Here is a 22,302-nt window from a genome sequence, read left to right as displayed (position 1 = left end):
GCCGCCGTTCGTGCGCGATTCACCGCGGCCAAAGAGCCATCGATGCGCTCCTGACAGATCGTTCACAATGCTGGCGGACGCACAGATCAGCGGCGTCTATACTGAGACAGTTTGACGTTTGCGGGTTCGGGATAGCTGCAAACGCCAAGCGGGCTTTGTACAATCAGGAATCAGCGCCCGATACTCCATGTAGACGCCCAATCACCTTGCCTACTCCCGAAACCAGCATATGGTTGCCGAAAACAACGGCAGGGAGGCGAGATTGGCAAGGCAATTTATCGCAGCTGCGCTTGTGGCTATGGCGGGAATAAGCAGCGCGCAGGCTCAGGACTATCCTGTGCGAACGGTTACGGTCATTGTTCCTTTCGCCGCCGGCGGCCCGGCCGACATCACCGGACGGATCGTCGTTGACATTTTCTCCCGTCATCTCGGTCAGAAATTTGTGGTGGAGAATGTCGTGGGCGCCGGTGGCACAGTGGGTGCGCTTCGCGCGGCTCGCGCGCCGGCCAACGGATACACGATTTTGTCTGGCCATCTCGGCACCAATGCGCTGGCACCGGCCTTTTATCCAAATCTGGGCTACGATCCACAAAAGGATTTTGAGCCTATCGGACTGACTGCCGAATATCCCGAACTGCTGGTCGTCCGGAAGGATTTTCCGGCCAACAATCTCAAGGAGTTTGTCGCCTACGCGAAATCCAATCCGGACAAGCTCAATGTCGGGCACGCCGGGCTTGGCTCAGTGTCCTATATCGGCTGTCTGCTGCTCCATTCGGCAATCGGCATCAAGCCAACCATGATTCCATTTACCGGCACAGCCCCGGTGTTGAATGCCATGCTAGCGGGGCAAGTCGACTATGAATGCGATCCCGTGCTCGGAACGTTAAGCCAGGTGCAGGCAGGCAACGTCAAGGCGCTGGCGGTCGCTGCCCAAAAGCGCAGCCCGCTGCTGCCGGACGTACCAACGTCCCACGAACAAGGCTTGCCTCAATTCGATATTGCCCCGTTCTACGGAGTGTTCGTACCGAGCGGCACGCCGCAAGCAGTGGTCGACAAGCTTGCGGACGCCCTCAACAAAGGGCTGAACGAGGAAGCCGTACAAAAGCGGTTGGCTGATCTCGGCGCCGAAAGCGTGGAGCAAAGCCGCCGCGGGCCAAAGGCGCTCGCCGATCTCGTCAAAAGCGAATCCGCACGGCTGATGCCGATCCTCAAGGCCGCGGCAGAAAAATGAACCGCGCATACGCCGCTCTGGAACACATCCACCTACGTCAGCCCACCTCGACGTGGGCTAATGCCCCGGCAGATAATCCGCTCGAGCGGGCGCGTCCCCTGATGGCAGCACATCGAGGCGTACCGCAATGCCTTCCAGTTCGGGAGTCGGCGCCGGATAAATCTCCATCACCAGCGGGTCGTGCCCGGGAACGATATGGCGTTCATCCGGTGCAAGCGCGAGCAACTTTTCGAAACCCTCCAGCATTTCACCGATGTGCAGAGCGGTGGTGAACGGCCGCTCGCTCGCCATGTTCTCGTAGAAATGGCTGACGTCGGAGGCCAGCACGACAAAGCCACGGCGCGTCCTGACGCGAACGAACTGAAGTCCGGCAGAATGACCTCCCGCCGCATGGATCGAAAGACCGGGAGCGAGCTCGGCATCGCCATTATAGAACAGGACCCGGCGCGCGTAGTTGAGCCGCACGATCCCGCAGACGTCCTCGACCTCGAACGAATGCGACAGCCTCGGATAGCGCATGAAGCGGCCGGTGGCATAGGCCAGCTCCCGCTCCTGCAGATGAAAGCGCGCTTTCGGGAACCGGTCGAAATTCCCTGCATGATCGTAATGCAGGTGCGTGAGGATGACATCCTCGACCGCGTTGGCATCGATGCCGAACGCCTTGAGCGTCTCCACCGGGCAGCGCAGGAACGTCCGCTTTCGCTTCGCCGCCACCTCCGCGTTGAACCCGGTATCGATGGCAAAGGTGCGTCCTCCTCCCCTCGCCACCCACATGAAATAGTCCATCGGCATCGGTCCATCATGTGGGTCGCCGCCGATGAAATGATCGCTGCGCCGCGCATCGCGGGTCGCATAGCGGATGGCGAAGAGTTCGTACTCCTGCTCAGCCATGCGATCTCCTGATGATCGAATGGTTGATCATTTCGCCTCGACCTCGCTGAACGCCTCGCGCGCGTTGCGGAAGGCGTCGATACCGGCAGGCACGCCGCAATAGACCGCCACCTGGAGCAGGATTTCCTTGATCTCGTCCTTGGTAAGCCCGTTCTTCAGCGCGCCCTTGACGTGAAGCTTCAGTTCATGCGGCCGGTTCAGCGCGCCGAGCATTGCCAGGTTGACGATGCTGCGGGTGCGCTTGTCCATTCCGGGCCGGGTCCACAGCGCGCCCCAGCAAAACTCGGTTGACCATTCGGCCATGGTGCGGGTGAACTCGTCGGCGCCCGCGATTGACTTGTTGACGTAGTCCTCGCCGAGAACTTCCTTGCGGACCTTGAGACCTTTTTCGAACAGTTCGCTTTTGCTCATGGATCGTCCTTTCAGGTTTGTAGAGCATTTCTGTCGGGTGAATGATTCCTGGCCGCCGGCGTGCGCGCGCCCTGCATCAGAGTGCCGATCTCGTCGCAGGTGTCGATCTGCCAGACCGCTTCGATGATCCGTTCCGCATCCCAGTCGCTGCCGCCGGTGCGCGAGCCTTCGCGCAGTTTGGCTTCGATATCACGATCTCCCAACGGATCAGCAAGGCTGCCGCGTGGCGACATCACGGTTTTGGTCAGGGTCTGACCCGATGCGAGCCGGATGCTGACGCGCGCGGCACCGTCAGGCATGGCGCTGTCGAGTTCGGCCCGCACCTTCTCGCGAAATCCTGCGATGTCGGGCCTGAAGACGGCGTCGCGCTGGAATTCCGCAACGCCGGCCGCGCCGACCAGCAGGGCGCAGGCGACGCAATGATGGATGCTGACGCGCGCATCGCGCTCGTTTCTGACCGGCCGGTCGCCTCGGGCAAGCAATAATGCAGACCCCTGCACGCTCACCGAATCGATCGCCTCGATTTGTTCTCCGAGCGTTTCGCGCAGCCCGAAGCAGGCGTCGAGGACGGCATGCAACACGATGCCCGCAGGATATGGCTTGTAGGTGTTTTTCGAAATCTCCCAGGTCCGGCCAAGCCCGCCGAGCAAGCGTTCAAGATCGGGATCATCGCCCATGGCGCGTGCCCAGCCGAGCGGCCCCTCGATCGCCCGCGGTGCGGCTTCATATCCCTGCTGGGCAAGCAGTGCGGCGAACAGGCCGTTTCGTGCCGCGTTGCCGACGCTCACATTCTTGGCAGCGGTCGGAAGGTTCTCGACATTGCCGGCCGATTGGCTCGCTGCAATGCCGATCGCATCGGCAATGCCTTCCGCTGACAAGCCGAGCAGTTTGGCGCAGGCCGCCGCCGCGCCGAAAATCCCGCAAGTCGAGGTGATGTGCCAGCCCCGCGCATAATGGCGCGGCGAGACCGCGTTGCCGATGCGGCATTCGACTTCCACCCCGAGGATGAACGCCGTCAGGACGTCGCGCCCCCGAAACTTGCGCGCTTCCGCCAGCGCGAGCACGGGCGCCGCGACCGGCGCCGCCGGATGGATGATCGTTTCCGGATGGGTGTCGTCGAAATCGAGCAGGTTGGCCGAAATGGCGTTGACGAACGCTGCTCCCATCGCGTCGAGCCGCTCGGTGCGACCGATAATGGCTGAGGTCGCGGCGGCGCTGAACGGCAACAGTGTTCGCAAGGCGACGCTGACCGCCGGATCATGGGCCGAGCCCAGGGCGGTGGCGAAAAAATTGAGCAAAGAGCGCTTGGCCTCGTGCTGTTGCGCGGTGACATCCGCCCATGAGGTGGCGGCAACCAGATCAGCCAGCGAGCGGCTGACACTCGAAACTTCGCTTTGCGGCACCTTAAACGCTTTCCTCGTTTTCTCGGACCTTAAGCCGACCTGCGGCCAACTGTCGACCTCAAAATGTTCAGCTTGACAGATTGACTGACAATCTGAACAGATATGGAAACCGGGCGCGGAACCGCGCCCGACGGCACTTCAACAATAACAGCGCGCTCGCCTCCGAGACGCGCGCGACAGGGAGCAGACGATGGCGGGAGAGACGCTCGGCGTAATCGGCACGGGCCGCATGGGCGGACCTATGGCGGGGCGGTTGATGGACGCCGGCTATTCGCTCGTCATCTACGATACCCAGAGCGAGGCGATGCAGCCGCTGCTCAAGCGCGGTGCGCAACAGGCCAAATCGCCCGCCGATGTCGCTTCCCTCGCGGAGATCGTGCTCGCCAGCCTGCCGACGCCTGACATCGTCAAGGCTGTTGCGCTCGGTGCCGACGGCATCAACAGCGGCAACAAGGCGCGTATCGTGGTGGACCTGTCAACCACCGGCCCGGGCGCGGCCAAGCTGGTGGCGGAAGGCCTGAAGACCAAGGGCATGACACTGGTCGATGCTCCCGTCAGCGGCGGCATCAACGGCGCCGTGAACGGCACGCTCGCCGTGATGGTGTCATGCCCGCAAGCGATCTATGACACGGTGCAGCCGATCCTGAAGAATTTCGGCAAGCTGTTTTATACCGGTGACCAGCCGGGCGTGGCGCAGACGGCCAAGCTCGCCAACAATCTGATGGCAGCTGCGGCGCTGGTCATTACGTCGGAAGCGGTAGCGATGGGCGTCAAGGGAGGCGTCAACGCAAAAGTCCTGATCGACATCATCAATGCCAGCAGCGGCCGCAACAGCGCATCTGAAGACAAGTTTCCGCGTGCGGTATTGCCCGGCACGTTCGATTTCGGATTCGCCACCGGCCTTTCCTACAAGGACGTGCGGCTCTGCATCGACGAGGCCGAAGCGATGGGCGTGCCGATGGTGTGCGGTGCGTCGGTGCGGCAGATGCTGGCGATCACCCAGGCCAAGTTCGGTGCTGCATCCGATTTCACGTCGATCGCCAAGGTCGTGGAGGAATGGGCCGGCGTACAGATGCGCGGCTGACCGTTGGTTTACGGAGTGGCGCGGGCGATGGCATCAGGCGCGACCGGATCGGAGACCGAACCGCTGGCGCGGCGCATGGCGCAGTCGGCGCTCGCCGTCGAGCTTTCGGATTTCGGTCCGGACGTCGTCGCGAAAGCAAAACTCTGCCTGATCGATTTCCTCTCCTGCGCCTTCGAGGCCGGCGGACATCCCTGGAGCCGGCAGGCCATCGCCGCGGCTCATCCGGCTGAAACCGGCGCAACCATCATCGGAACGTCGCAGCTCGCATCCGCAGCGGACGCGGCCTTCGCCAATGCCGTGATGGGCCACGGACTGGTGCGTGAAGACATGCATGCGGCCAGCATCGCGCACCATGGCGTCGTGATCTGGCCGGCCCTGCTGGCGCTGTCCGAACAAGCGGCCTTGCACGGCACCACGTTCCTGACCGCTGCCGTCATCGGCTACGAGACCGGCGCACGGATCGGCCGTGCCTTATTCAACTCCGACCTCGCCCGCCTATACCGGCCGACCGGCATAGTGGCGCCGCTCGGCGCCGCGCTCGCCGGCAGCTTCGCACTCGGCCTGTCCGAGCAAGCCGCGAGCAGCGCGATGGCGATCGCCGCCAACACGTCGAGCGGCCTGAACGAATGGCCGCATGGCGGCGGCTCGGAAATGTATTTTCATCCGGGCTTCGCTGCATCCAATGCGTTGCGGGCGATCGCGCTGGCTTCGACTGGCGCCCTCGCTTCGGAGACGATCCTCGAAGGCGAGGCCGGCCTATTCGCGGCTTGCAGGCGGCAAGCCGCGCCTGACGACATCCAGTTGTTCCCCGGCGGCGAGGCCGAGATCATGGCCGTCTACAACAAGCCGGCGCCCGCCTGCAATTTCGCGCAGACCGCATCGCAAGCCGCGCTGCGCGTCTGGACGGAGCTTGCAGGAACGGACGCCATTGAGCGCGTCGTCATTCGCGCACCCCAGGCGGCGGTTCGTTATCCCGGCTGCGATGCCATCGGGCCGTACCGGAACGCACTGCAAGCCAAGATGAGCATCCCGTTCAGCGTGGCGGCCACGCTCGCGCGCGGCGAGATCGCCGAAGAGAACTACGCTTCGCTCGACGACCCCAAGATTCTCCATCTGGTCGACGTCACCGACCTGCAGAACGACGACGGCTTCAGTGCTGCCTTCCCTGCCCGACAAGGCGCTGAAGTCACCGTGCACCTGCGCGACGGCAAAACGATCCGGCACAGCCTGCCCGACGTGGTCCCTGCGACGCCGGAGCAAATTCGCAGCCGCTTTCGGATCGCCGCTGGCCGCGTGATCGGCGAGGATCGTACGCGCAGGCTCGAACAGACTATCGATGGCTGCGAGCAACTTGCCGATGCCAGCTTGATCGCCGCTTCATGCCGGCTGGCGCCGCAGGGACAAATTTTTCGAACAGCATCGTAGGAACGTCGAGGGAATCGTGAATCAGCAAACCAGCATTGCAATGACCGGGAGCGGCCGCTGATGGAGGCCTTTCTGCAAGCGCTCGCCGCCGGCCTGCTAATCGGCGCTGTCTACGGCCTGATGTGCGTCGGCCTTGGCCTGATTTTCGGCGTGATGCGCGTCATCAACTTCGCCCATGGCGATTTCATGATGCTCGGCATGTATACCGCCTTCTATCTCTTCACCGCGGCTGGCATTCAGGCGCTATTCGGCAACGCGGTCGGACCGTTCGTTGCCATCCTGCTCGCAGGTCCCATGCTAGCGATCTTCGGCTATTTCGTCCACCTGACCTTGATCTCGCACGTGTCGGGCACGCGCACCGCCTCGCTCGAAGGCGAAGGCCACTATGCCCAGCTCATCCTCACGCTCGGCATCGCGCTGATCCTGCAAAACGGCGGGCTCCTCATCTTCGGATCGGTGCTGGCCTCCATTCGCACGCCGCTCTCCAGCTCGGCCTGGGAACTCGCGCTGTCCCAGGACATCAGCGTATTCCTCAACAAGGCGCGTGGCATCGATGCCATCGTGTCGCTGGTGATCATGACGCTGCTTAGTCTCTTGATTACGCGTTCGCGGATCGGAAAATCGCTGCGCGCCGCCGCCGACAATCCGACCGCCGCCACCTATATGGGCATCGACGTCGACCGCGCGCATCGCGTCGCATTTGCGCTCGGCTCCGGCATCACCGCCATCGCCGGCGGGCTGCTTGCAACGAACTATCCGTTCCATCCGTTCGTCGGGCTCGAATATGTGATCGTGATGTATGCCGGCGTCGTGCTCGGCGGCATGGGCAGCATTATCGGCGCGTTCTGGGGAGGCATGACGATCGGCCTCGTCCAGCAGATGTCAACGCTGATCCTGCCGACGCAGTTGCAGAACGCCGCGATCTTCGTGGTCTTCCTCCTCATCATCTTCTTCCGTCCGCAAGGCTTCTTCGGGCGCATGGTCGAGAGGACATGACCATGCGTTCGCTGCTGCCCGCCATCATCTTCACTATCGCCTACGCGCTGGTTTCGATCGGCGTCACCAACTCCTATTATCAGCTGATGCTGACGCTCGTGCCGGTGTGGGCGGTGTTCGGCCTGTCGTGGAACCTGCTCAGCGGCTACACCGGCCTGATCTCGTTCGGTCACGCCGCGTTCTTCGGCATCGGCGCCTATACGACCGCGCTCGGCCAGATCTATTTCGGCCTCTCGCCGTGGGTACTGATCCCGATCGCCGCGATGCTTGGCGGCATTGCCGGCCTTCTGATCGGCTTTCCGACGTTCCGCCTGCAAGGCCACTATTTCGCGCTGGCCATGCTCGCTTATCCGCTCGCCATCCTCTACGTGTTCGAGTGGCTCGGCTTCCAGGAAGTCACGCTGCCGATGAAGCGCGACGCGCCGATCTACTACATGCAGTTCAGCGATCCCAGAGTTTACACGCTGCTGGCGCTGGCCATCATGCTGGCCACGATCGTGCTGACCAGGATCATCGAGCAATCCCGCTTCGGCATGGCGCTGCTTGCGATAAAGCAGAACGAAGCTGCGGCCGAAGCTGCCGGCATCAATACGCTGGCCTGGAAGCTGCGCGCCATCACACTGAGCGGGGCCATCGCCGCCGCGATCGGCGCATTCTACGCGCAGGTGCTGCTGGTCGTGACCCCGCAATCCGTGTTCGGCATGCTGGTATCGGCGCAGGCCCTGACGGTTGCGATGTTCGGCGGCGTCGGCACGGTCTGGGGACCCGTGATCGGATCGGTGATCCTGATCCCGCTGGCCGAGATCCTGCACGCGGAAGCCGGCGACCGCTTCCCGGGTATCCAGGGCGTCATCTTCGGCTTCGCCATCATCTGTGTGATTCTGCTCGCACCGGAAGGGCTGTTCTGGAAGCTACGCGATCTCCTGCGCAAGCGATTTGCTAGGTCTACGGCAAAGACGACGGAGGCGCCGGACGTATCACGGCCGGCAGCCACTGTGACACCCTTGCCTACGGCTCGAAAGCACGCTGCCACCTCCGAAGTCGTGCTCGAGGTAAGCGATCTCTCGCGATCGTTCGGTGGCTTGAAGGCGGTGCAGAACGTCAGCTTCAAGCTGCACAAAAACGAGATCCTCGGCATCATTGGCCCGAACGGTGCTGGCAAGACCACACTGTTCAACCTTCTCAACGGGTTTCTGCGTCCTAATCAGGGTGAAGTGCTGATCGACGGCCGCGATATGTCTGGCGAGCGGCCGCACACGATCTGCGAGGCCGGGATCGGCCGAACCTTCCAGGTCATGCGGCCGTTTCTACGGATGTCGATTCTCGACAACGTCGTTGTCGGCGCCTATGTGCGCGCCAAGACCGAGGACGAAGCGAGAAGACTCGCGGCCGACGCCGTCGCACGAGTCGGCCTGTCGCACGCCGCCGATCAAGTCGCCGGTGAGCTCTCGACCAAGGAGTTGCGGCTGATGGAGCTCGCCCGTGCGCTTGCTGGCCAGCCGCGAATTTTGCTGCTCGATGAGACGCTGGCCGGCCTTGGCCATGGCGAAGCGGACGAAGTCGTCGCCGTCATCCAGCAACTCGCTCGCGACGGCATCACGATCGCAATCATCGAACACACGATGCAGGCGATGGTCCGTCTGGTCGACCGCTTCGTCGTCCTCGACCATGGCGCCGTCATCACCGAGGGCGAGCCGGAAGCCGTCACGCGCGACAATCGCGTGATCGAGGCCTATCTCGGCAAGAAATGGGTGGCCCATGCTCCGCATTGAAGGATTGAGCGCAGGCTATTCGGCCAAGCCCGTTCTTAACGACGTGTCGATCCGGGTCGACGCAGGCCAGTTCGTTGCAATCGTCGGCCCGAACGGCGCCGGCAAGACGACGCTGTTCAAGACTATTTCCGGCATCCTGCAGCCGAATGGCGGCCGGATCATGTTCGGCGATGCCGACCTGCTGGCGGTGCCGCCGGCCCAGCGCCCTCATCTCGGCATCGCCCATGTGCCCGAAGGCCGTCAGGTCTTTCCGTCGCTCACGGTAATGGAAAACCTGGAAATGGGCGCTTTGACCGAAAGCGGCCGGCGCGACTGGAAGCAGAACATCGAGCGCATCTTCGAATGGCTGCCGGTTCTTGCCGAGCGCCGAGCCCAGTTCGCGGGCACGCTGTCGGGCGGTCAGCAGCAGATGCTGGCGATCGGCCGCGGCCTCGCCTCCTCACCCAAGCTTCTGATGCTGGATGAGCCATCGATGGGCCTCGCGCCCTCGACCGCAGATTTCATTTTCGACCGACTGATCGATATCCGCAGGCAGTCCGGGCTGACCATGCTGCTGGTCGAGCAACGCGTGGCGGAAGCATTGGAATCCGCCGATCACGGCTATGTCCTCGAAGCCGGACGGGTCGTGCTCGAAGGCAGCAACGAAGCACTGCGTGCCGACGACCGGGTGCGCAAGGCTTATCTGGGCATGTGACAAGAAAGTAGGGAGAACAACAAGATGAACAAGACTACCAGAGGATTGACGCGCCGCACGGTGCTTTCCGGAGCTGCGGCCGTCGGACTCTCAAGGTTGGCGCACGCGCGGCAACCGGCCGAGGTAAAGGTTGGCCTGATCGTTCCGCTATCCGGCATCTACACCCGACCTGGCCAGGTGATGAAGATGGGCGCCGAGATGGGCATCGACCACATCAACAAGCAGGGCGGCATCAAGGCCCTCGGCGGCGCCAAGATGAAGCTGGTGGTGATCGACTGCGGTGATACCACCGAGAAGGCCAAGAATGCGGCGCAGCGGATGGTCGCGCAGGAGACGGACCTCGTCGCCGCAACCGGCGCCTATCTTTCGTCCTTTACCCTTGCGGTGACCGAAGTAACCGAGCGGGCCGAATTGCCCGTCCTCACGCTGTCCTATTCGGACCTGCTGACCGAACGCGGCTTCAAATACATCTTCCAGACCGCTGCGCCCGCCAGCCGGCAATCCGAACTCGGATTGCCGACCCTGATGAAGCTTGCCGAATCCGCATCCGGCAAGCGGCCGAAGACGGTCGCGATGCTTATGGACAACACGGCAACCTCAATCGCGACCGCAAAGGCACTGAAGGAAAAGCTGTTCGCGCAGGAAGGCCTGCAGCTTGTCGTGGAAGAGATCTGGACGCCGCCGCTGTCGGACGCCACCCCATTGATCCAGAAAGTCCGCTCCGCGCGTCCCGACCTCCTGCTCTTCATGCCCAACGCAGTATCGGATGCCAAGCTCGGGCTGGAGAAGATCAACGAGTTCGGCCTCGGCCAGGGTAAAATTCCGACTGTCTCCTTCAGCATCACGATCGCCGAGCCCGACATGCTGCAAAGCGTGAGCACGGAGGCCGTGCAGGGCATCATGACCATCGTCGCCAACTGGGGCTCGAAGGGTCAGGAAGAGCTGATCTCGGAGCTGAAGTCCAGGTACAAGGAACCCTGGGCGACGCAGAACGTCGTCTCCACCTATGGCGATATGTGGTTGATGAGGGACGCGCTGGAGAAGGCCGGCAAGGCCGACCGCCAGGCCGTAGCGCAGGCCTTCCGCACCATGGATGCAGGCCCCTCAAAATACTATCCGGGCGGCCAGCTCAAATTTGACGAGAAGGGCCGCCGCGTCGGTGCCGGCGTCGTCATCGTGCAGTGGCAGAATGGCGTGCCGGTTACCGTCTATCCGCCCGAGCTGGCACAAGCCGCGCCGTTCTGGCCGAAGAAATCCTGACAGAAGGCTCAATCACCAACGAGGGAGGAGGATCGTCATGAGTGGTAATACCGCGACCAAAGTGACCCGGCGAACGTTGCTCGCCGGTGCTTCCAGCGTGCTGATCGCATCCGCCGTCCGCGCGCAGCAGCCTTCGGAGGTGAAGGTCGGCCTGCTGGTGCCGATCTCCGGGATGTATGCGCGTCCCGGAGCGGTGATGCGCCACGGCGCGGAGATGGCGATTGATCACATCAACGCGCAGGGCGGCATCAAGGCGCTCGGCGGCACCAAGATGAAGCTCGTCGTGCTCGACTCCGGCGACAGCACCGAAAAGGCCAAGAACGCCGCGCAGCGCATGGTGGCGCAGGAGACGGATCTGGTCGCGGCGAGCGGCGCCTATCTCTCTTCCTTCACGCTCGCAGTCACCGAAGTGACGGAACGGGCGAATCTGCCCGTCCTCACCCTCTCCTATTCCGACCTGATCACCGACCGTGGCTTCAAATACGTCTTTCAGACCTCGGCGACCGCCGGCTCGCAGGCCAGGCAAGCCTTGCCGCAGATCGTCAAGCTTGCCGAATCCGCGTCCGGCAAGCGGCCGAAGACGGTCGCGATCCTAACCGACAACACCGCCGCCTCCATTGCTTCGGCCAAGTCGATGCGCGAAGGCCTGCTGGCGGAGAACCAGTTCCAACTGATCGTCGACGAGACCTTCACACCGCCGCTGGCGGACGCGACGCCGCTGGTGCAGAAGATCCGTTCCGCTAAGCCCGACTTGCTGTTCTTCCTACCGACGGTGATCTCCGACGCAAAATTGCTGCTGGAAAAGATGAACGAGTTCGGCCTCGGCCAGGGCAAGGTCCCGACCATCTCGTTCGGCATCGCGATCGCCGAGCCCGACATGCTGCAGACCGTTGGTCCTGAGTTATTGCAGGGCGTGCTGACTTGCGTCGCAAGCTGGGGCGCGAAAGGACATGAAGCCCTGATCGCGGAGCTGAAGGCTCGCTACAAGGAGCCGTGGATGACGCAGAACGCAATCTCCACCTATGGCGACATGTGGGTGATCAAGGATGCCTTAGAGAAGGCCGGCAAAGCCGACCGCGTCGCGGTCGCCGACGCGCTGCGCAGTATGGATGCCGGTCCCTCGAAATATTATCCGCTCGGCGAAATCAAATTCGACGAGAAAGGCCGCCGGGTCGGCGCCGGCATGACTATCGTGCAATGGCAGTCGGGCATCCCGGTGACGGTGTTCCCGCCGCAGCTCGCGCTAGCGCAGCCGTTCTGGCCTAAGAGCTGAAATCGCCAACAAGAGACGGAGAACGACATGGACAAGGCGACCTACGACCGCGGCCTCGAAATCCGCAAGAGCGTGCTCGGCAGCGAATTCGTCGACAAGGCATTGGCGAGCGCCGACGAGTTCAACCGTCCGATGCAGGACCTGACGACGGAGTATTGCTGGGGCTACGTCTGGGGCCGCGACGGCCTGATCCGGAAGACCCGCAGCTTCCTCAACCTGGCGATGCTTTGCGCGCTCAACCGGCCGCACGAATTGAAGACGCATGTCCGTGGCGCTCTGGCCAATGGCGCCACGCGCGAGGAAATCCGCGAGGTGTTCATGCAGGTGGCGATCTATTGCGGCGTGCCGGCCGGCGTGGATGCGTTCCGCAACGCCAAGGAAGTGTTCGCCGAGCTCGACAGGAAGTAGGCGCCGCACATGAAGGACAAGTGGGCCCTCGTCACCGGAGCGACCGCCGGCCTTGGACTGGCGGTGGCGGAAAGCCTTGCCGGCGCGGGGGCCAATGTTGTCCTGCACGACCTCGAGGCACCAAAAGAGGCAGCCGATCACCTCAAGGCGCGCTTTGGTACCTCCGTCATCGTCGCCGACGCCGACCTCTCGCAGCGTGCCGCCATCGAAACCATGATGGCTGATCTGCTCGGCCGCTGTGGTGGGATCGATATTCTCGTCAATAACGCCGTGGTTCGGCATTTCGCCGCCGTGGAGAATTTTCCCGCCGATGAATGGGACCGCGCGCTGGCCGTGAATCTGTCCGCGCCCTTTCATCTGATCCGGCTGGCGCTTCCCGCCATGAAGCAGCGCGGCTGGGGCCGCATCATCAATATCGCCTCGATCTACTCGGCCCGCGCCGTCGCGGACCGGATTGACTACGTGACCACCAAGACGGCGATCGTCGGCATCACCCGCGCGGTCGCGCTGGAAACGGCGCGCACGGGCATTACCTGTAACGCGGTTGCCCCCGGCACGCTGCCGACGCCCGCCATCCAGAACAAGATCGCGGGCGTCGCCGCGCAGGCCGGCAAGACCGTCGAAGAGGCCACCGAAAGCTATCTGGCCGAACGTCAGCCATCCCGCCGGTTCGTCAGCATGGAGGGGGTCGGCGCTCTGGTCGCCTTCCTGTGCAGCCCTGCCGCCCGGGATATCACGGGGGTGACCTTGCCGATCGACGGAGGCTGGTCGATTGCATGAGCAAAACCGGTTTGTCGGGCAAGCGGCCCCATCTTCAAATTGCGGAAATGCTGATTCTGCCGGTAAATCGCTGGTGAACCCGGGATAGAACGAAGGCACCTCGCAAATGGACCGACGCGCTGAACTGCAGTCTACGCTTCGTATCGAGGACGTTCCCACCGTCCGGGCGATGGTTGCCCAGAAGCTGCGCGAGGCCATCATGTCAGGCACGCTGAAGCCGGGTCAGCGGCTGGTCGAACGCGAGCTTTGCGAAATGATGGGGGTCAGTCGCCCCTCGATCCGCGAGGCGTTGCGGCTGCTGGAAGCCGACGGGCTCGTCAACACCGTTCCGCACCGTGGCCCGGTGGTTAGCACGATCAGCCTCGAGGAAGCCAAGCAGCTCTACGACGCCCGAGCGGTTCTGGAAGGATTTGCCGGCCGCGAATGCGCGCGGCTGCGCGATCCCGATGTGGTGCACCGGATTGGCGACGCATTGAGCCGGCTCAAGGCGGCGGCGGCCGCGCAGGACCTCGCCGGATGCCTCGAAGCCAAGACGGATTTCTATGGCGCACTAATCGGCGGCTGTCGCAACAGTTTCGTCGAACGGATGCTCAAGCCGCTGCATGACCGGATCACGCTGCTGCGCATCACCTCGATGTCGCAGCCGAAGCGGATCAACAAGAGCCTGCGCGAGGTGACCGCGATCTGGCGCGCGATCCAGAGCGGGGATGAAGAACTCGCAGAACGCTGCTGCATCGATCACGTCAAGGCCGCGGCGGCGGCTGCGCTCGATATGATCCAGCGGACGACGGCCAAGGAGAACGCGCTTTCCGACGAATAGGAAGCGCATGGGAGGAGTGTTCAGTCATGTTTGCGTTACGAGCGTTGGTGTTGCTTCTGCTGCTGTGTGCTCCGAACGCCACGGCGTTCGCGCAGGATTATCCCACCCGACCCATCACGCTGATTGTGCCCTTTTCCGCCGGCGGCCCCGGCGACGTGATCGCGCGCATTCTTGCCAGCGCGATGAGCGCGACGCTGAAGCAGTCGTTCGTCGTCGAGAACGCGGTCGGCGCCGGCGGCACGCTCGGCACCAATCGCGTCGCCAAGGCGCCACCGGACGGTTACACGCTGCTGTTGATGCATGTCGGCCAAGCGACGGCTCCGGCGCTCTATGCCAAATTGCCGTTCGATCCGGTCGGCGATTTCTCGATGATCGGCCTCGTCACCGACGTGCCGATGATCCTGGTGGCACGGCCGAATTTCCCGGCAAAGGATTTGACGGAACTGGTCGCCCGCATTCGCAGCGAGGGCGACAAGCTGACATTCGGCAATGTCGGGCTCGGCTCCGCTTCGCAACTCTGCGGATTGATGTTCATGAGCGCCACCGACACCAAGCTGACGCCGGTGTACTACAAGGGCGGCGGCCCCGCGCTGAATGACGTCATCGCCGGCCATATCGACGTCTATTGCGATCCCGCCACCGGGCCGACCCCGCATATCCAGGCCAAGACCATCAAGGGCTATGCGATCACCAGCAAGAAGCGCGTACCGACACTGCCCGACGTGCCGACCTCCGCCGAGGCCGGTCTGCCCGCCTTCGACGTCACCACGTGGTATGGCCTCTACGCGCCGCGCGGCACGCCAAAGCCGGTGATCGATACGCTGGTCGCCTCTCTCAAGACCGCGTTGAGGGATCCGGCGCTGGTCAGCCGCTTTGCCGAACTCAGCATGGCGCCGGTCGAGGAAGAGCGCGCGACTCCAGAGGCGCTGGAGGCGTTCCTGAAGGCGGAAATCGTCAAGTGGGGACGCATCATCAAGGCGGCGGGAATCGAACCGCAATAGGCGGGAGATCGTTGTCGCCATAGACTTCCTGCAACAACAGTTGCGACCTGGCGGCTGCATGCCGTGGAGCGCATCGACCGGAGGAAACCCGTGAAGACGTATCAGCTCTACATCAATGGCGAATATGTTGACCCCGCCAACGGCGACTGGTTCGACTCGATCGACCCCTATCAGGGCAAGCCTTGGGCGAAAATTCCGCGGGGAACGAAGGCCGACGCCGACAAGGCGGTGAAAGCCGCCAACGAGGCGATGTGGCGCGGTCCGTGGTCGAAGATGACGGCGTCGGCCCGCGGCAAGGTGATGCGCAAGCTCGGCGATCTCGTCGCTGCAAATGCGGAGCGCCTCGCCGAGATCGAGGTGCGCGACAACGGCAAGCTGATGGCGGAGATGCTGGGCCAGCTTCGCTACCACCCGGAATGGTGGTGGTATTTCGGCGGCCTCATCGACAAGCTGGAAGGCGGCCTGGTGCCGATCGACAAGGCCGAGACCTTCGCCTACACCACCCATGAGCCCGTCGGAGTCGTAGCCGCGCTGACGGCGTGGAACTCCCCGCTGCTGTTCGTCGCCTGGAAATGCGCTGCGGCGCTGGCGGCCGGCTGCGCCGTCATCGTCAAGCCGTCGGAGTTCACTTCCGCCAGCACGCTGGAATTTGCGGCGCTGACCAAGGAAGCCGGTATTCCCGACGGCATTTTCAATGTCGTCACGGGCTTCGGGCCCGAGATCGGCAGCGAGCTGATTTCGCATTCCGGCATCGCCAAGATCACCTTCACCGGTTCGGACACGACCGGCGCGAAGGTCTACGAGACCGCCGCGCGCAGCCTGAAGCGCGTATCGCTGGAGCTTGGCGGCAAGTCGCCGAACATCGTCTTCGAGGATGCCGATCTGAAGGCCGCCGCGGCCGGCGCCGTCTCCGGCATTTTCGCCGCGACCGGGCAGACTTGCATCGCCGGATCGCGCCTGCTCGTGCAGAACTCGATCAAAGACAAGTTCGTGGAGCGCCTGCTGGAGCTGGCGCGCTCGGCCAAGATCGGCGACCCCATGAAATCCGACACCAACATCGGTCCGGTGACGACGCCCGCACAATACAAGAAGATTCTCGATTACATCGACGTTGCGAAGTCGGAAGGCGCGCGATGCCTGCTCGGCGGTAAGCCGGCGTCGGGCGCCGGCATCATCGGCGGCCAGTTCATCGAGCCGACCGTCTTTACCGATGTCGACAACAACATGCGGATCGCGCGCGAGGAAGTGTTCGGCCCGGTATTGTCGATCATCGGCTTCGACACTGAGGAAGACGCCATTCGCATCGCCAATGACACCATCTATGGTCTCGCAGCCGGCATCTGGACCCGCGACCTCGCGCGCGCCATCCGCGTGCCGAAGCTGCTGCGCGCCGGGACCGTATGGGTGAATACCTATCGCGCCATCAGCTACATGATGCCGTTCGGTGGTATGAAGCATTCGGGGGTCGGACGCGAGAGCGGTATCGACGCAGTCCGCGAGTACCTGGAAACAAAGAGCGTTTGGATCTCGACGGCAACGGATGTTCCGGCTAACCCGTTCGTCATGCGCTGACCATCTCCAACCAATGAGGCGTACCACACCAGTCCTTAAGGCCGATCTCGCTTGACGAGGCGGGGTCTTTTGAATCGACGGAATTGGTGGTCTGCAGATGCGTCAGCAGATAGAATCGAGGAGAAAGCGGAGCGAGTAACCTCATGCCGATTGATCCCATAGAACTTTCGCGCGAACTCATTGCCTTCAATACTGTCAACCCGCCCGGCAATGAGCTGAGTTGCATTCAATATTTGGAAAAACTTCTCGCCGGCGCCGGACTGGAGACAGCCCTGCAAAGATTCGCTTCGGGTCGCGCCAATCTGGTCGCAAGGATAAAAGGCACCGGCAGCAAGCCTCCCCTATGCTTCACCGGTCACGTCGACACCGTTCCACTTGGAAACGCGCCATGGAGCGTCGATCCGTTTGCGGGCGAGATCATCGACGGCAAGATGTACGGCCGCGGCTCGACGGATATGAAATGCGGAGTAGCCGCCTTTGTCGCAGCTATTGCCGACATGGCCGGGCAGCTCGAAGGCACCGGCGGCGTGGTTCTCGTCATTACTGCGGGGGAGGAAATTGGCTGTGAGGGCGCATTTCATCTCGCGCGCGCCGACCTTCTTGGGCGTGCCGGCGCGCTCGTTGTGGCGGAGCCCACCTCAAATGCGGCGATGGTCGGACACAAGGGTGCCCTCTGGCTCCGTTTGACGCTCAAGGGCGTCACCGCTCATGGATCAATGCCCCATCTCGGCGTCAATGCCGCCTTCAAGGCCGCGCGAGTACTCACGGCATTGGAGACTTTCCAGTTCAACGTGGCACCGCATCCATATTTGGGATCTCCGACCCTTAGCGTAGGCACTGTTCGTGCCGGCCTTAACGTGAATTCTGTGCCCGATTTCGCTGAAATCGGCATCGACATCCGCAGCATTCCAGGGCTCGATCATTCGCGCATTGAGGAACACCTGAAGGCGGAGTTGGGAGACGACATTTTGCTGGAAGCGATTGTGGACGTCGGTGCTGTTTGGACCGATCCCAATTCCTCGTGGATAAAAGACGTGTATGGAATCGTACGCGAGGTCACGGGGGAAGATGCCGGCTCCGAACCCCGAACGGCTCCCTATTTCACCGACGCGTCCGCCTTAACGCCCGCGCTGGGCAACCCTCCGACCATCATCTTGGGCCCAGGCGAAGCCGCGAGGGCTCATCAGACAGATGAGTATTGCTCCGTTCAACGCATTCGCGAAGCCTCGGATATTTACTCAAGGATTGCTGCAAGATGGGTCAAGGCCGAATAGCGTGATTTGCCGGCATGACCAAGGTGTGACGCCTGGCACTTCGGCGTCGAAATCAGAATGCTGGAGTACAATTCCAAACAATCCATTCTCAGCAGCATACTCCAGGCAATCCCAGGTCCGAGCGATTAGCCGGACGGGCGCCTCGATTGTCCCGTTGAAATCTGCAGGGCCGCCAAGATAATGTGCGGGCCTCGCTGATGTCGGCGACGATCTCACGCTCAGCGCCATCCGCGTCACCCTCCACGATCGCGTCCAGCGCCGCCGGCGATGATCCCACCCTTTTGGCAGAAGGTCATATTTGGAAACAACAAAGGTCGCGGTGCAGCCACATGTTATCGATCGCTTCGACCAGCAGAGGAATGCGGGGCGTCACCTTAGCAGCCAAACTATCAGCACCGCTGTGTTTTCCGCTCTCGGCAAGTCTCACGGAAGATGCCGCGCTGCGAGATTGGCTCGGCCGCGGGGCAAGCCGACGTGCGACGAGCGGTCTTCAACTGAAGCCAGACGCTCTAGATGAGGAACAGGACAGAATTCGGCAGGCCGCCTGAATGCACGTATAGGCTGGAGAACCTAAGTGCCGTTGGAGTGAGGAAGCAACATATGAACGACAGAGCTGGCCAGCCGAAGTGTCCCTCCGGTAAGAAAATACGCGGGGCGGAATTATCGTACCCGGAACGCGAGCTAGTCAGGTGTAACAGGGCCGTTCGCAATCCCAAGCCAAGAGTTGGCTCCAGTGCAAAATCCTTTACGTCTGCATCGCTTCCAGCAGTGTTCGGCAGCCCAGAATGGCTATTACACGTTTTAGATTGTAGGCGAGCACATTGAGCGCCATCTCGGTCGCAACCTTGTGCTGTCTTCGCATCAGGAAGTGCGTCGCCCCCATCCAGGCCTTTATGGTCCCGAACGGATGCTCCGCCGTTTGACGGCGTAAGGTCATCTTGTTGGGCTCTTGGTCGAGCCGCCGCTGAACCCTCTCCAGCACGGCCTCGTGCTCCCAACGTGCGATGCGCCGCTCGGGACTAGTCGCGACGCGCAAACCAAAAGGAGGTTTGGTAATGTGCCAGACCTGACTGATTGTAGGCGATGGATAATGTGTAATCTGTATTCGATCACCACCAACCAGGAAGCAATCCGGCAGCTCTTCCGCGTCATCAATCGATATGTTGGCAACCTGCCGGCCATGCCCGGCGTGTTTCCGGATTATCCGGCGCCCGTCGTGCGAAACGCCGGCAGCGAGCGCGAGTTGGTACTGATGCGCTGGGGCATGCCACCCCCGCCCAAGACCGGCGGACCGCCGGTCACCAATATCCGCAATACGTCCTCACCTCATTGGCGCGGCTGGCTGAAGCCAGAGAACCGCTGCCTCGTGCCGGCGAATAGCTTCGCCGAGTACGCCCCCGAGCCAAATCCGGAGACAAAGAAGAAGGACGTCGTCTGGTTTGCGCTTGAGGAAAGCCGGCCGCTGTTCTGTTTCGCGGGCATCTGGACCGAGTTCAGGGGCGACCGCGGCACCAAATCGAAACCGATCCCTGGCCTCCACCTCGTCTACGGCTTCCTGACGGCGTCACCCAACGCGGTCGTCGAGCCAATTCATTCGAAGGCCATGCCGGTGATCCTGACCACCGAGGAGGAGCGCGACGTTTGGATGCGCGCTCCCTGGGATGAGGCAAAGGCGTTGCAGCGCCCATTGCCCGATGACACGCTGAAGATCGTCATGCGCGGCGAAGACAAGGAAGACAAGATCGCAGCCTAGCCAGCTTTGCACAGAGCGGCGGAACACGTGGAAAAGCGCCTGCCCCGACGATTTGGAATCCCTGCCTTGTGTTAACAGCCGGAACGAATTGAGGGCCACAAGGATTCGCCCCTCGCGCAGGCAGGAGCGATCTCCATGCTGATGACCAAGGAGAAGCGAACATCGACTCGCACGTTACGCGGATGGGCGATAGCGGTGCTGCAGGAGGCAGGCGCAGTCCGCGAATGCGAGTACCACGGCTGGATGCAGGACCGCGCGGATCCGCACGCCCGGAACCGAGCGTTCGAATTAGCCCGGCAGGATCGGCCACCGGGCCTTTCGCCGGAGGCGGCCGCCGTCGCGATCGTCGAGGTCTTGGACTCGATAGGCGACACCTGTCCTGAATGCCCGCCCGAGCCCTAGGGAACGGCGCTGCCGCAAATCGTTCTCCGGCAAGGGAGACACCCAAGGCAGCCGATTCCTAGTATCATTGGCGCATGAGATCGTCGGATCAGGATCAGAAGACCGCCGAAGCGCGAGAGCGAAAGATCATCCATATTGACATGGATGCCTTCTACGCATCGGTCGAGCAGCGGGACAATCCGGACTTGCGCGGCAAACCAGTCGCCGTTGGCGGGTCCAGGGAGCGCGGCGTCGTTGCGGCTGCGAGCTATGAGGCGCGCAAGTTCGGGGTTCGGTCGGCGATGCCGTCGGTAACTGCCAAGCGCCAATGCCCGGACCTGATCTTTGTGAAGCCGCGCTTCGAGGTCTACAAGGAGGTCTCTCGACAGATCCGGACGATCTTCGCCGAGCATACGGAGATTATCGAGCCACTGTCTCTTGATGAGGCATACCTGGACGTTACGGAGAACATCCAAGGCATACCAATCGCAACAGAGATCGCGACTTTGATCAGAGCCAAAATCCTGAGCGAGACGGGTCTGACCGCCTCCGCTGGCATCTCATACAACAAGTTCCTGGCGAAGCTTGCCTCCGACCAACGCAAACCGAATGGACAGTTCGTCATCACGCCGAGGATGGGGCCGAGCTTCGTTCAGGATCTTCCGGTCGGCAAATTCCATGGGATTGGCCCGGCGACGACTGCGAAGATGAATGGCCTCGGCATCTTCACGGGCCTGGATATGCGTAACCAGACACTCGAGTTCATGACCGCCAATTTCGGGAAGGCCGGGCCCACTACTACTGGATCTCGCGCGGCGTCGACAATCGACCGGTCCGCGCCAACCGGATCCGAAAGTCGATCGGCGCCGAAAACACGTTCTCCCAGGATCTGGCGGACTACGAAGCTCTGGCGGCGGAATTGCACCCGCTGATGGAGAAGGTTTGGCGCCACTGCGAGACGACGGGCGCGCGCGGCCGGACCGCGACGCTAAAGGTAAAGTTTTCCGATTTCGAATTGATCACCCGTAGCAGGTCGGTCGCCATCATCGACAGCGAGAGCGATCTTTCGGGCCTGGCTTTAGACCTGTTGAAGCAACTGTTGCCACCCAAAAAAGCAATACGGTTGCTCGGAATCTCCGTTTCAGGATTTACCGATCCCGAACCAGACGAAGATCAATTGCCGCTTATGTTGGATGAATTCAGCGTCAGGGAATGACTGCCTTTCGGATTGAAATTCGGAATGTCATCAGCGTTACTCTCGCGCTCGTCTCAGGGCGGCGTCCAACCTGGCTTTCTCCTTCTCCCAACGGGCTACTTCGGTCTGCGATCTCTCCTCAAGCGCCTCGATCTGAGCTTGAATGTCTGCGGCATTCTTTTCGTGCTTCCGGCGGGCCTCATCCAAGGCGCTTTGCGCTTTATCGACAGCACGCTGCCGACGCTCGCGCTCCCTGATCTGGGCAGCCTCTTCCTTCGCGCGTTCGCGGTTCCGACGCTCTTGCTCCTTCTCGAAAGCGAGTGCGGCCTTCCGGTCGGCCGCTTGGTCGGTGGTTCGCTTCGGATGTTCTTGCGGCTTGCGGCTCGGCGGCCTGCGGCCTGCCCTCTTCGAGCTGTCGTCTCTGGCGAGATCGGTAGGCAGCGCGGCGTTCTCTTTATAGGCCCCGCTAGAGCCAACGGGACGCTTCAGAACAATGCCCGGTGCCGCCAACGTTGCCGCAATGACGTCAGGATCGTCGCTTTCCTTCGCCGCGCCCTGATGGAAAAGATTGCTGTCCGCGCCCCAGGCTTCCAGAGCAGCCTTCATCGACGGCGCTGCGATTGCCAGATCATAGAAGCCCAACGAGGTTTGGTAAGTCTTCAGCTTCCTCGCCATGCC

At 62.2% G+C, this 22,302-nt stretch carries 20 protein-coding genes and 3 pseudogenes; 18 read left to right on the top strand and 5 right to left on the bottom strand.

Features of this window, described 5'->3' with window-relative positions; translation table 11 throughout:
• The first annotated feature begins 229 nt into the window (after nucleotides 1–229).
• The gene (locus tag J6524_RS31535) at nucleotides 230–1,231 is read left to right on the top strand and encodes a Bug family tripartite tricarboxylate transporter substrate binding protein (RefSeq protein ID WP_225677793.1); all 1,002 of its coding nucleotides are present in this window, start codon (nucleotides 230–232) and stop codon (nucleotides 1,229–1,231) included.
• 57 nt (nucleotides 1,232–1,288) lie between these two features.
• Here J6524_RS31535 and J6524_RS31530 read toward each other — a convergent pair whose 3' ends face one another.
• From J6524_RS31530 to J6524_RS31520, 3 genes are read right to left on the bottom strand one after another with little or no spacing between them, the layout of a single operon-like run.
• Entirely contained in the window at nucleotides 1,289–2,122 is an 834-nt protein-coding gene (locus J6524_RS31530; RefSeq protein ID WP_225677792.1) for an N-acyl homoserine lactonase family protein, read from the bottom strand.
• Nucleotides 2,123–2,149: 27 nt separating this feature from the next.
• A complete protein-coding gene (locus J6524_RS31525; protein ID WP_225677791.1) occupies nucleotides 2,150–2,533 on the bottom strand; it encodes a carboxymuconolactone decarboxylase family protein in 384 nt (127 codons plus the stop codon).
• 11 nt (nucleotides 2,534–2,544) lie between these two features.
• Entirely contained in the window at nucleotides 2,545–3,936 is a 1,392-nt protein-coding gene (locus J6524_RS31520; protein ID WP_225677790.1) for an MmgE/PrpD family protein, read from the bottom strand.
• A 178-nt stretch (nucleotides 3,937–4,114) separates the two neighbouring features.
• Here J6524_RS31520 and J6524_RS38075 point away from each other — a divergent pair.
• The 14 genes and pseudogenes from J6524_RS38075 to J6524_RS31455 form a co-directional block, all read left to right on the top strand.
• Nucleotides 4,115–4,594 (top strand): annotated as a pseudogene (locus J6524_RS38075) (NAD(P)-dependent oxidoreductase); the annotation flags it as partial.
• Nucleotides 4,568–5,020 carry an NAD-binding protein gene (locus J6524_RS38070; protein WP_376712104.1) on the top strand — a complete coding sequence of 151 codons (453 nt, stop codon included), beginning with the start codon at nucleotides 4,568–4,570 and terminating at the stop codon, nucleotides 5,018–5,020. The pseudogene J6524_RS38075 and the gene J6524_RS38070, both read left to right, overlap by 27 nt.
• A 27-nt stretch (nucleotides 5,021–5,047) precedes the next feature.
• Nucleotides 5,048–6,445 (top strand): MmgE/PrpD family protein, encoded by a 1,398-nt coding sequence (locus J6524_RS31510; protein WP_225677788.1) that lies wholly within the window; start codon nucleotides 5,048–5,050, stop codon nucleotides 6,443–6,445.
• A 60-nt stretch (nucleotides 6,446–6,505) separates the two neighbouring features.
• Complete coding sequence (locus tag J6524_RS31505) at nucleotides 6,506–7,441, top strand: branched-chain amino acid ABC transporter permease (RefSeq protein ID WP_225677787.1); 936 nt, start codon at nucleotides 6,506–6,508, stop codon at nucleotides 7,439–7,441.
• The gene (locus tag J6524_RS31500) at nucleotides 7,438–9,213 is read left to right on the top strand and encodes a branched-chain amino acid ABC transporter ATP-binding protein/permease (protein ID WP_225677786.1); all 1,776 of its coding nucleotides are present in this window, start codon (nucleotides 7,438–7,440) and stop codon (nucleotides 9,211–9,213) included. Before J6524_RS31505 ends, J6524_RS31500 begins: the two co-directional genes overlap by 4 nt.
• Nucleotides 9,200–9,907, top strand: a complete 708-nt coding sequence (locus J6524_RS31495) for an ABC transporter ATP-binding protein (protein WP_225677785.1) — start codon at nucleotides 9,200–9,202, stop codon at nucleotides 9,905–9,907. Before J6524_RS31500 ends, J6524_RS31495 begins: the two co-directional genes overlap by 14 nt.
• A 24-nt stretch (nucleotides 9,908–9,931) precedes the next feature.
• A complete protein-coding gene (locus J6524_RS31490) occupies nucleotides 9,932–11,167 on the top strand; it encodes an ABC transporter substrate-binding protein (protein ID WP_225677784.1) in 1,236 nt (411 codons plus the stop codon).
• Between the two features lie 37 nt (nucleotides 11,168–11,204).
• The gene (locus tag J6524_RS31485) at nucleotides 11,205–12,440 is read left to right on the top strand and encodes an ABC transporter substrate-binding protein (RefSeq protein ID WP_225677783.1); all 1,236 of its coding nucleotides are present in this window, start codon (nucleotides 11,205–11,207) and stop codon (nucleotides 12,438–12,440) included.
• A 27-nt stretch (nucleotides 12,441–12,467) separates the two neighbouring features.
• Nucleotides 12,468–12,848, top strand: a complete 381-nt coding sequence (locus tag J6524_RS31480; RefSeq protein ID WP_225677782.1) for a carboxymuconolactone decarboxylase family protein — start codon at nucleotides 12,468–12,470, stop codon at nucleotides 12,846–12,848.
• Between the two features lie 9 nt (nucleotides 12,849–12,857).
• Nucleotides 12,858–13,628, top strand: coding sequence for an SDR family oxidoreductase (locus tag J6524_RS31475; protein ID WP_225677781.1), 771 nt, complete (start codon nucleotides 12,858–12,860; stop codon nucleotides 13,626–13,628).
• 106 nt (nucleotides 13,629–13,734) lie between these two features.
• The gene (locus J6524_RS31470) at nucleotides 13,735–14,448 is read left to right on the top strand and encodes a GntR family transcriptional regulator (RefSeq protein ID WP_225677780.1); all 714 of its coding nucleotides are present in this window, start codon (nucleotides 13,735–13,737) and stop codon (nucleotides 14,446–14,448) included.
• 26 nt (nucleotides 14,449–14,474) lie between these two features.
• Nucleotides 14,475–15,449: a tripartite tricarboxylate transporter substrate-binding protein gene (locus tag J6524_RS31465; RefSeq protein ID WP_225677779.1), complete on the top strand. Its 975-nt coding sequence runs from the start codon at nucleotides 14,475–14,477 to the stop codon at nucleotides 15,447–15,449.
• 90 nt (nucleotides 15,450–15,539) lie between these two features.
• Nucleotides 15,540–17,021, top strand: a complete 1,482-nt coding sequence (locus tag J6524_RS31460; RefSeq protein WP_225677778.1) for an aldehyde dehydrogenase — start codon at nucleotides 15,540–15,542, stop codon at nucleotides 17,019–17,021.
• Nucleotides 17,022–17,164: 143 nt separating this feature from the next.
• Nucleotides 17,165–18,295, top strand: coding sequence for a M20 family metallopeptidase (locus tag J6524_RS31455; protein WP_225677777.1), 1,131 nt, complete (start codon nucleotides 17,165–17,167; stop codon nucleotides 18,293–18,295).
• A 745-nt stretch (nucleotides 18,296–19,040) separates the two neighbouring features.
• Here the strand turns inward: J6524_RS31455 and J6524_RS31450 are convergent.
• Nucleotides 19,041–19,316, bottom strand: a pseudogene (locus J6524_RS31450) (transposase); the annotation flags it as partial.
• A gap of 69 nt (nucleotides 19,317–19,385) precedes the next feature.
• On the opposite strand from J6524_RS31450, the gene J6524_RS31445 reads away from it, so the two are divergent.
• From J6524_RS31445 to dinB, 3 genes and pseudogenes are all read left to right on the top strand, one after another.
• Nucleotides 19,386–20,048 (top strand): SOS response-associated peptidase, encoded by a 663-nt coding sequence (locus J6524_RS31445; RefSeq protein ID WP_225677776.1) that lies wholly within the window; start codon nucleotides 19,386–19,388, stop codon nucleotides 20,046–20,048.
• Nucleotides 20,049–20,183: 135 nt separating this feature from the next.
• Nucleotides 20,184–20,450: a hypothetical protein gene (locus tag J6524_RS31440; protein ID WP_225677775.1), complete on the top strand. Its 267-nt coding sequence runs from the start codon at nucleotides 20,184–20,186 to the stop codon at nucleotides 20,448–20,450.
• Nucleotides 20,451–20,524: 74 nt separating this feature from the next.
• Nucleotides 20,525–21,645 (top strand): annotated as a pseudogene (dinB, locus tag J6524_RS31435) (DNA polymerase IV).
• A gap of 36 nt (nucleotides 21,646–21,681) precedes the next feature.
• Here dinB and J6524_RS31430 read toward each other — a convergent pair.
• Nucleotides 21,682–22,299: a cell envelope biogenesis protein TolA gene (locus tag J6524_RS31430; protein ID WP_225677774.1), complete on the bottom strand. Its 618-nt coding sequence runs from the start codon at nucleotides 22,297–22,299 to the stop codon at nucleotides 21,682–21,684.
• Nucleotides 22,300–22,302 lie beyond the last annotated feature (3 nt).

The organism is Bradyrhizobium hereditatis (genome assembly GCF_020329435.1).
Taxonomy (GTDB): domain Bacteria; phylum Pseudomonadota; class Alphaproteobacteria; order Rhizobiales; family Xanthobacteraceae; genus Bradyrhizobium; species Bradyrhizobium hereditatis.
The sequence above is the reverse complement of the archived record's forward strand: the minus strand, read 5'-3'. Positions and strand labels throughout refer to the sequence as shown.

What these genes read in the sequence shown, in the direction of transcription:
- J6524_RS31465 (WP_225677779.1), top strand. Translation starts at nt 14,475, where the DNA reads ATGTTTGCGTTACGAGCGTTGGTGTTGCTTCTGCTGCTGTGTGCTCCG.
- J6524_RS31485 (WP_225677783.1), top strand. Translation starts at nt 11,205, where the DNA reads ATGAGTGGTAATACCGCGACCAAAGTGACCCGGCGAACGTTGCTCGCC.
- J6524_RS31455 (WP_225677777.1), top strand. Translation starts at nt 17,165, where the DNA reads ATGCCGATTGATCCCATAGAACTTTCGCGCGAACTCATTGCCTTCAAT.
- J6524_RS31530 (WP_225677792.1), bottom strand. Translation starts at nt 2,122, where the DNA reads ATGGCTGAGCAGGAGTACGAACTCTTCGCCATCCGCTATGCGACCCGC.
- J6524_RS31490 (WP_225677784.1), top strand. Translation starts at nt 9,932, where the DNA reads ATGAACAAGACTACCAGAGGATTGACGCGCCGCACGGTGCTTTCCGGA.
- J6524_RS31440 (WP_225677775.1), top strand. Translation starts at nt 20,184, where the DNA reads ATGCTGATGACCAAGGAGAAGCGAACATCGACTCGCACGTTACGCGGA.
- J6524_RS31525 (WP_225677791.1), bottom strand. Translation starts at nt 2,533, where the DNA reads ATGAGCAAAAGCGAACTGTTCGAAAAAGGTCTCAAGGTCCGCAAGGAA.
- J6524_RS31535 (WP_225677793.1), top strand. Translation starts at nt 230, where the DNA reads ATGGTTGCCGAAAACAACGGCAGGGAGGCGAGATTGGCAAGGCAATTT.
- J6524_RS31495 (WP_225677785.1), top strand. Translation starts at nt 9,200, where the DNA reads ATGCTCCGCATTGAAGGATTGAGCGCAGGCTATTCGGCCAAGCCCGTT.
- J6524_RS31430 (WP_225677774.1), bottom strand. Translation starts at nt 22,299, where the DNA reads ATGGCGAGGAAGCTGAAGACTTACCAAACCTCGTTGGGCTTCTATGAT.
- J6524_RS31470 (WP_225677780.1), top strand. Translation starts at nt 13,735, where the DNA reads ATGGACCGACGCGCTGAACTGCAGTCTACGCTTCGTATCGAGGACGTT.
- J6524_RS31480 (WP_225677782.1), top strand. Translation starts at nt 12,468, where the DNA reads ATGGACAAGGCGACCTACGACCGCGGCCTCGAAATCCGCAAGAGCGTG.
- J6524_RS31445 (WP_225677776.1), top strand. Translation starts at nt 19,386, where the DNA reads ATGTGTAATCTGTATTCGATCACCACCAACCAGGAAGCAATCCGGCAG.
- J6524_RS31475 (WP_225677781.1), top strand. Translation starts at nt 12,858, where the DNA reads ATGAAGGACAAGTGGGCCCTCGTCACCGGAGCGACCGCCGGCCTTGGA.
- J6524_RS31510 (WP_225677788.1), top strand. Translation starts at nt 5,048, where the DNA reads ATGGCATCAGGCGCGACCGGATCGGAGACCGAACCGCTGGCGCGGCGC.
- J6524_RS31505 (WP_225677787.1), top strand. Translation starts at nt 6,506, where the DNA reads ATGGAGGCCTTTCTGCAAGCGCTCGCCGCCGGCCTGCTAATCGGCGCT.
- J6524_RS31500 (WP_225677786.1), top strand. Translation starts at nt 7,438, where the DNA reads ATGACCATGCGTTCGCTGCTGCCCGCCATCATCTTCACTATCGCCTAC.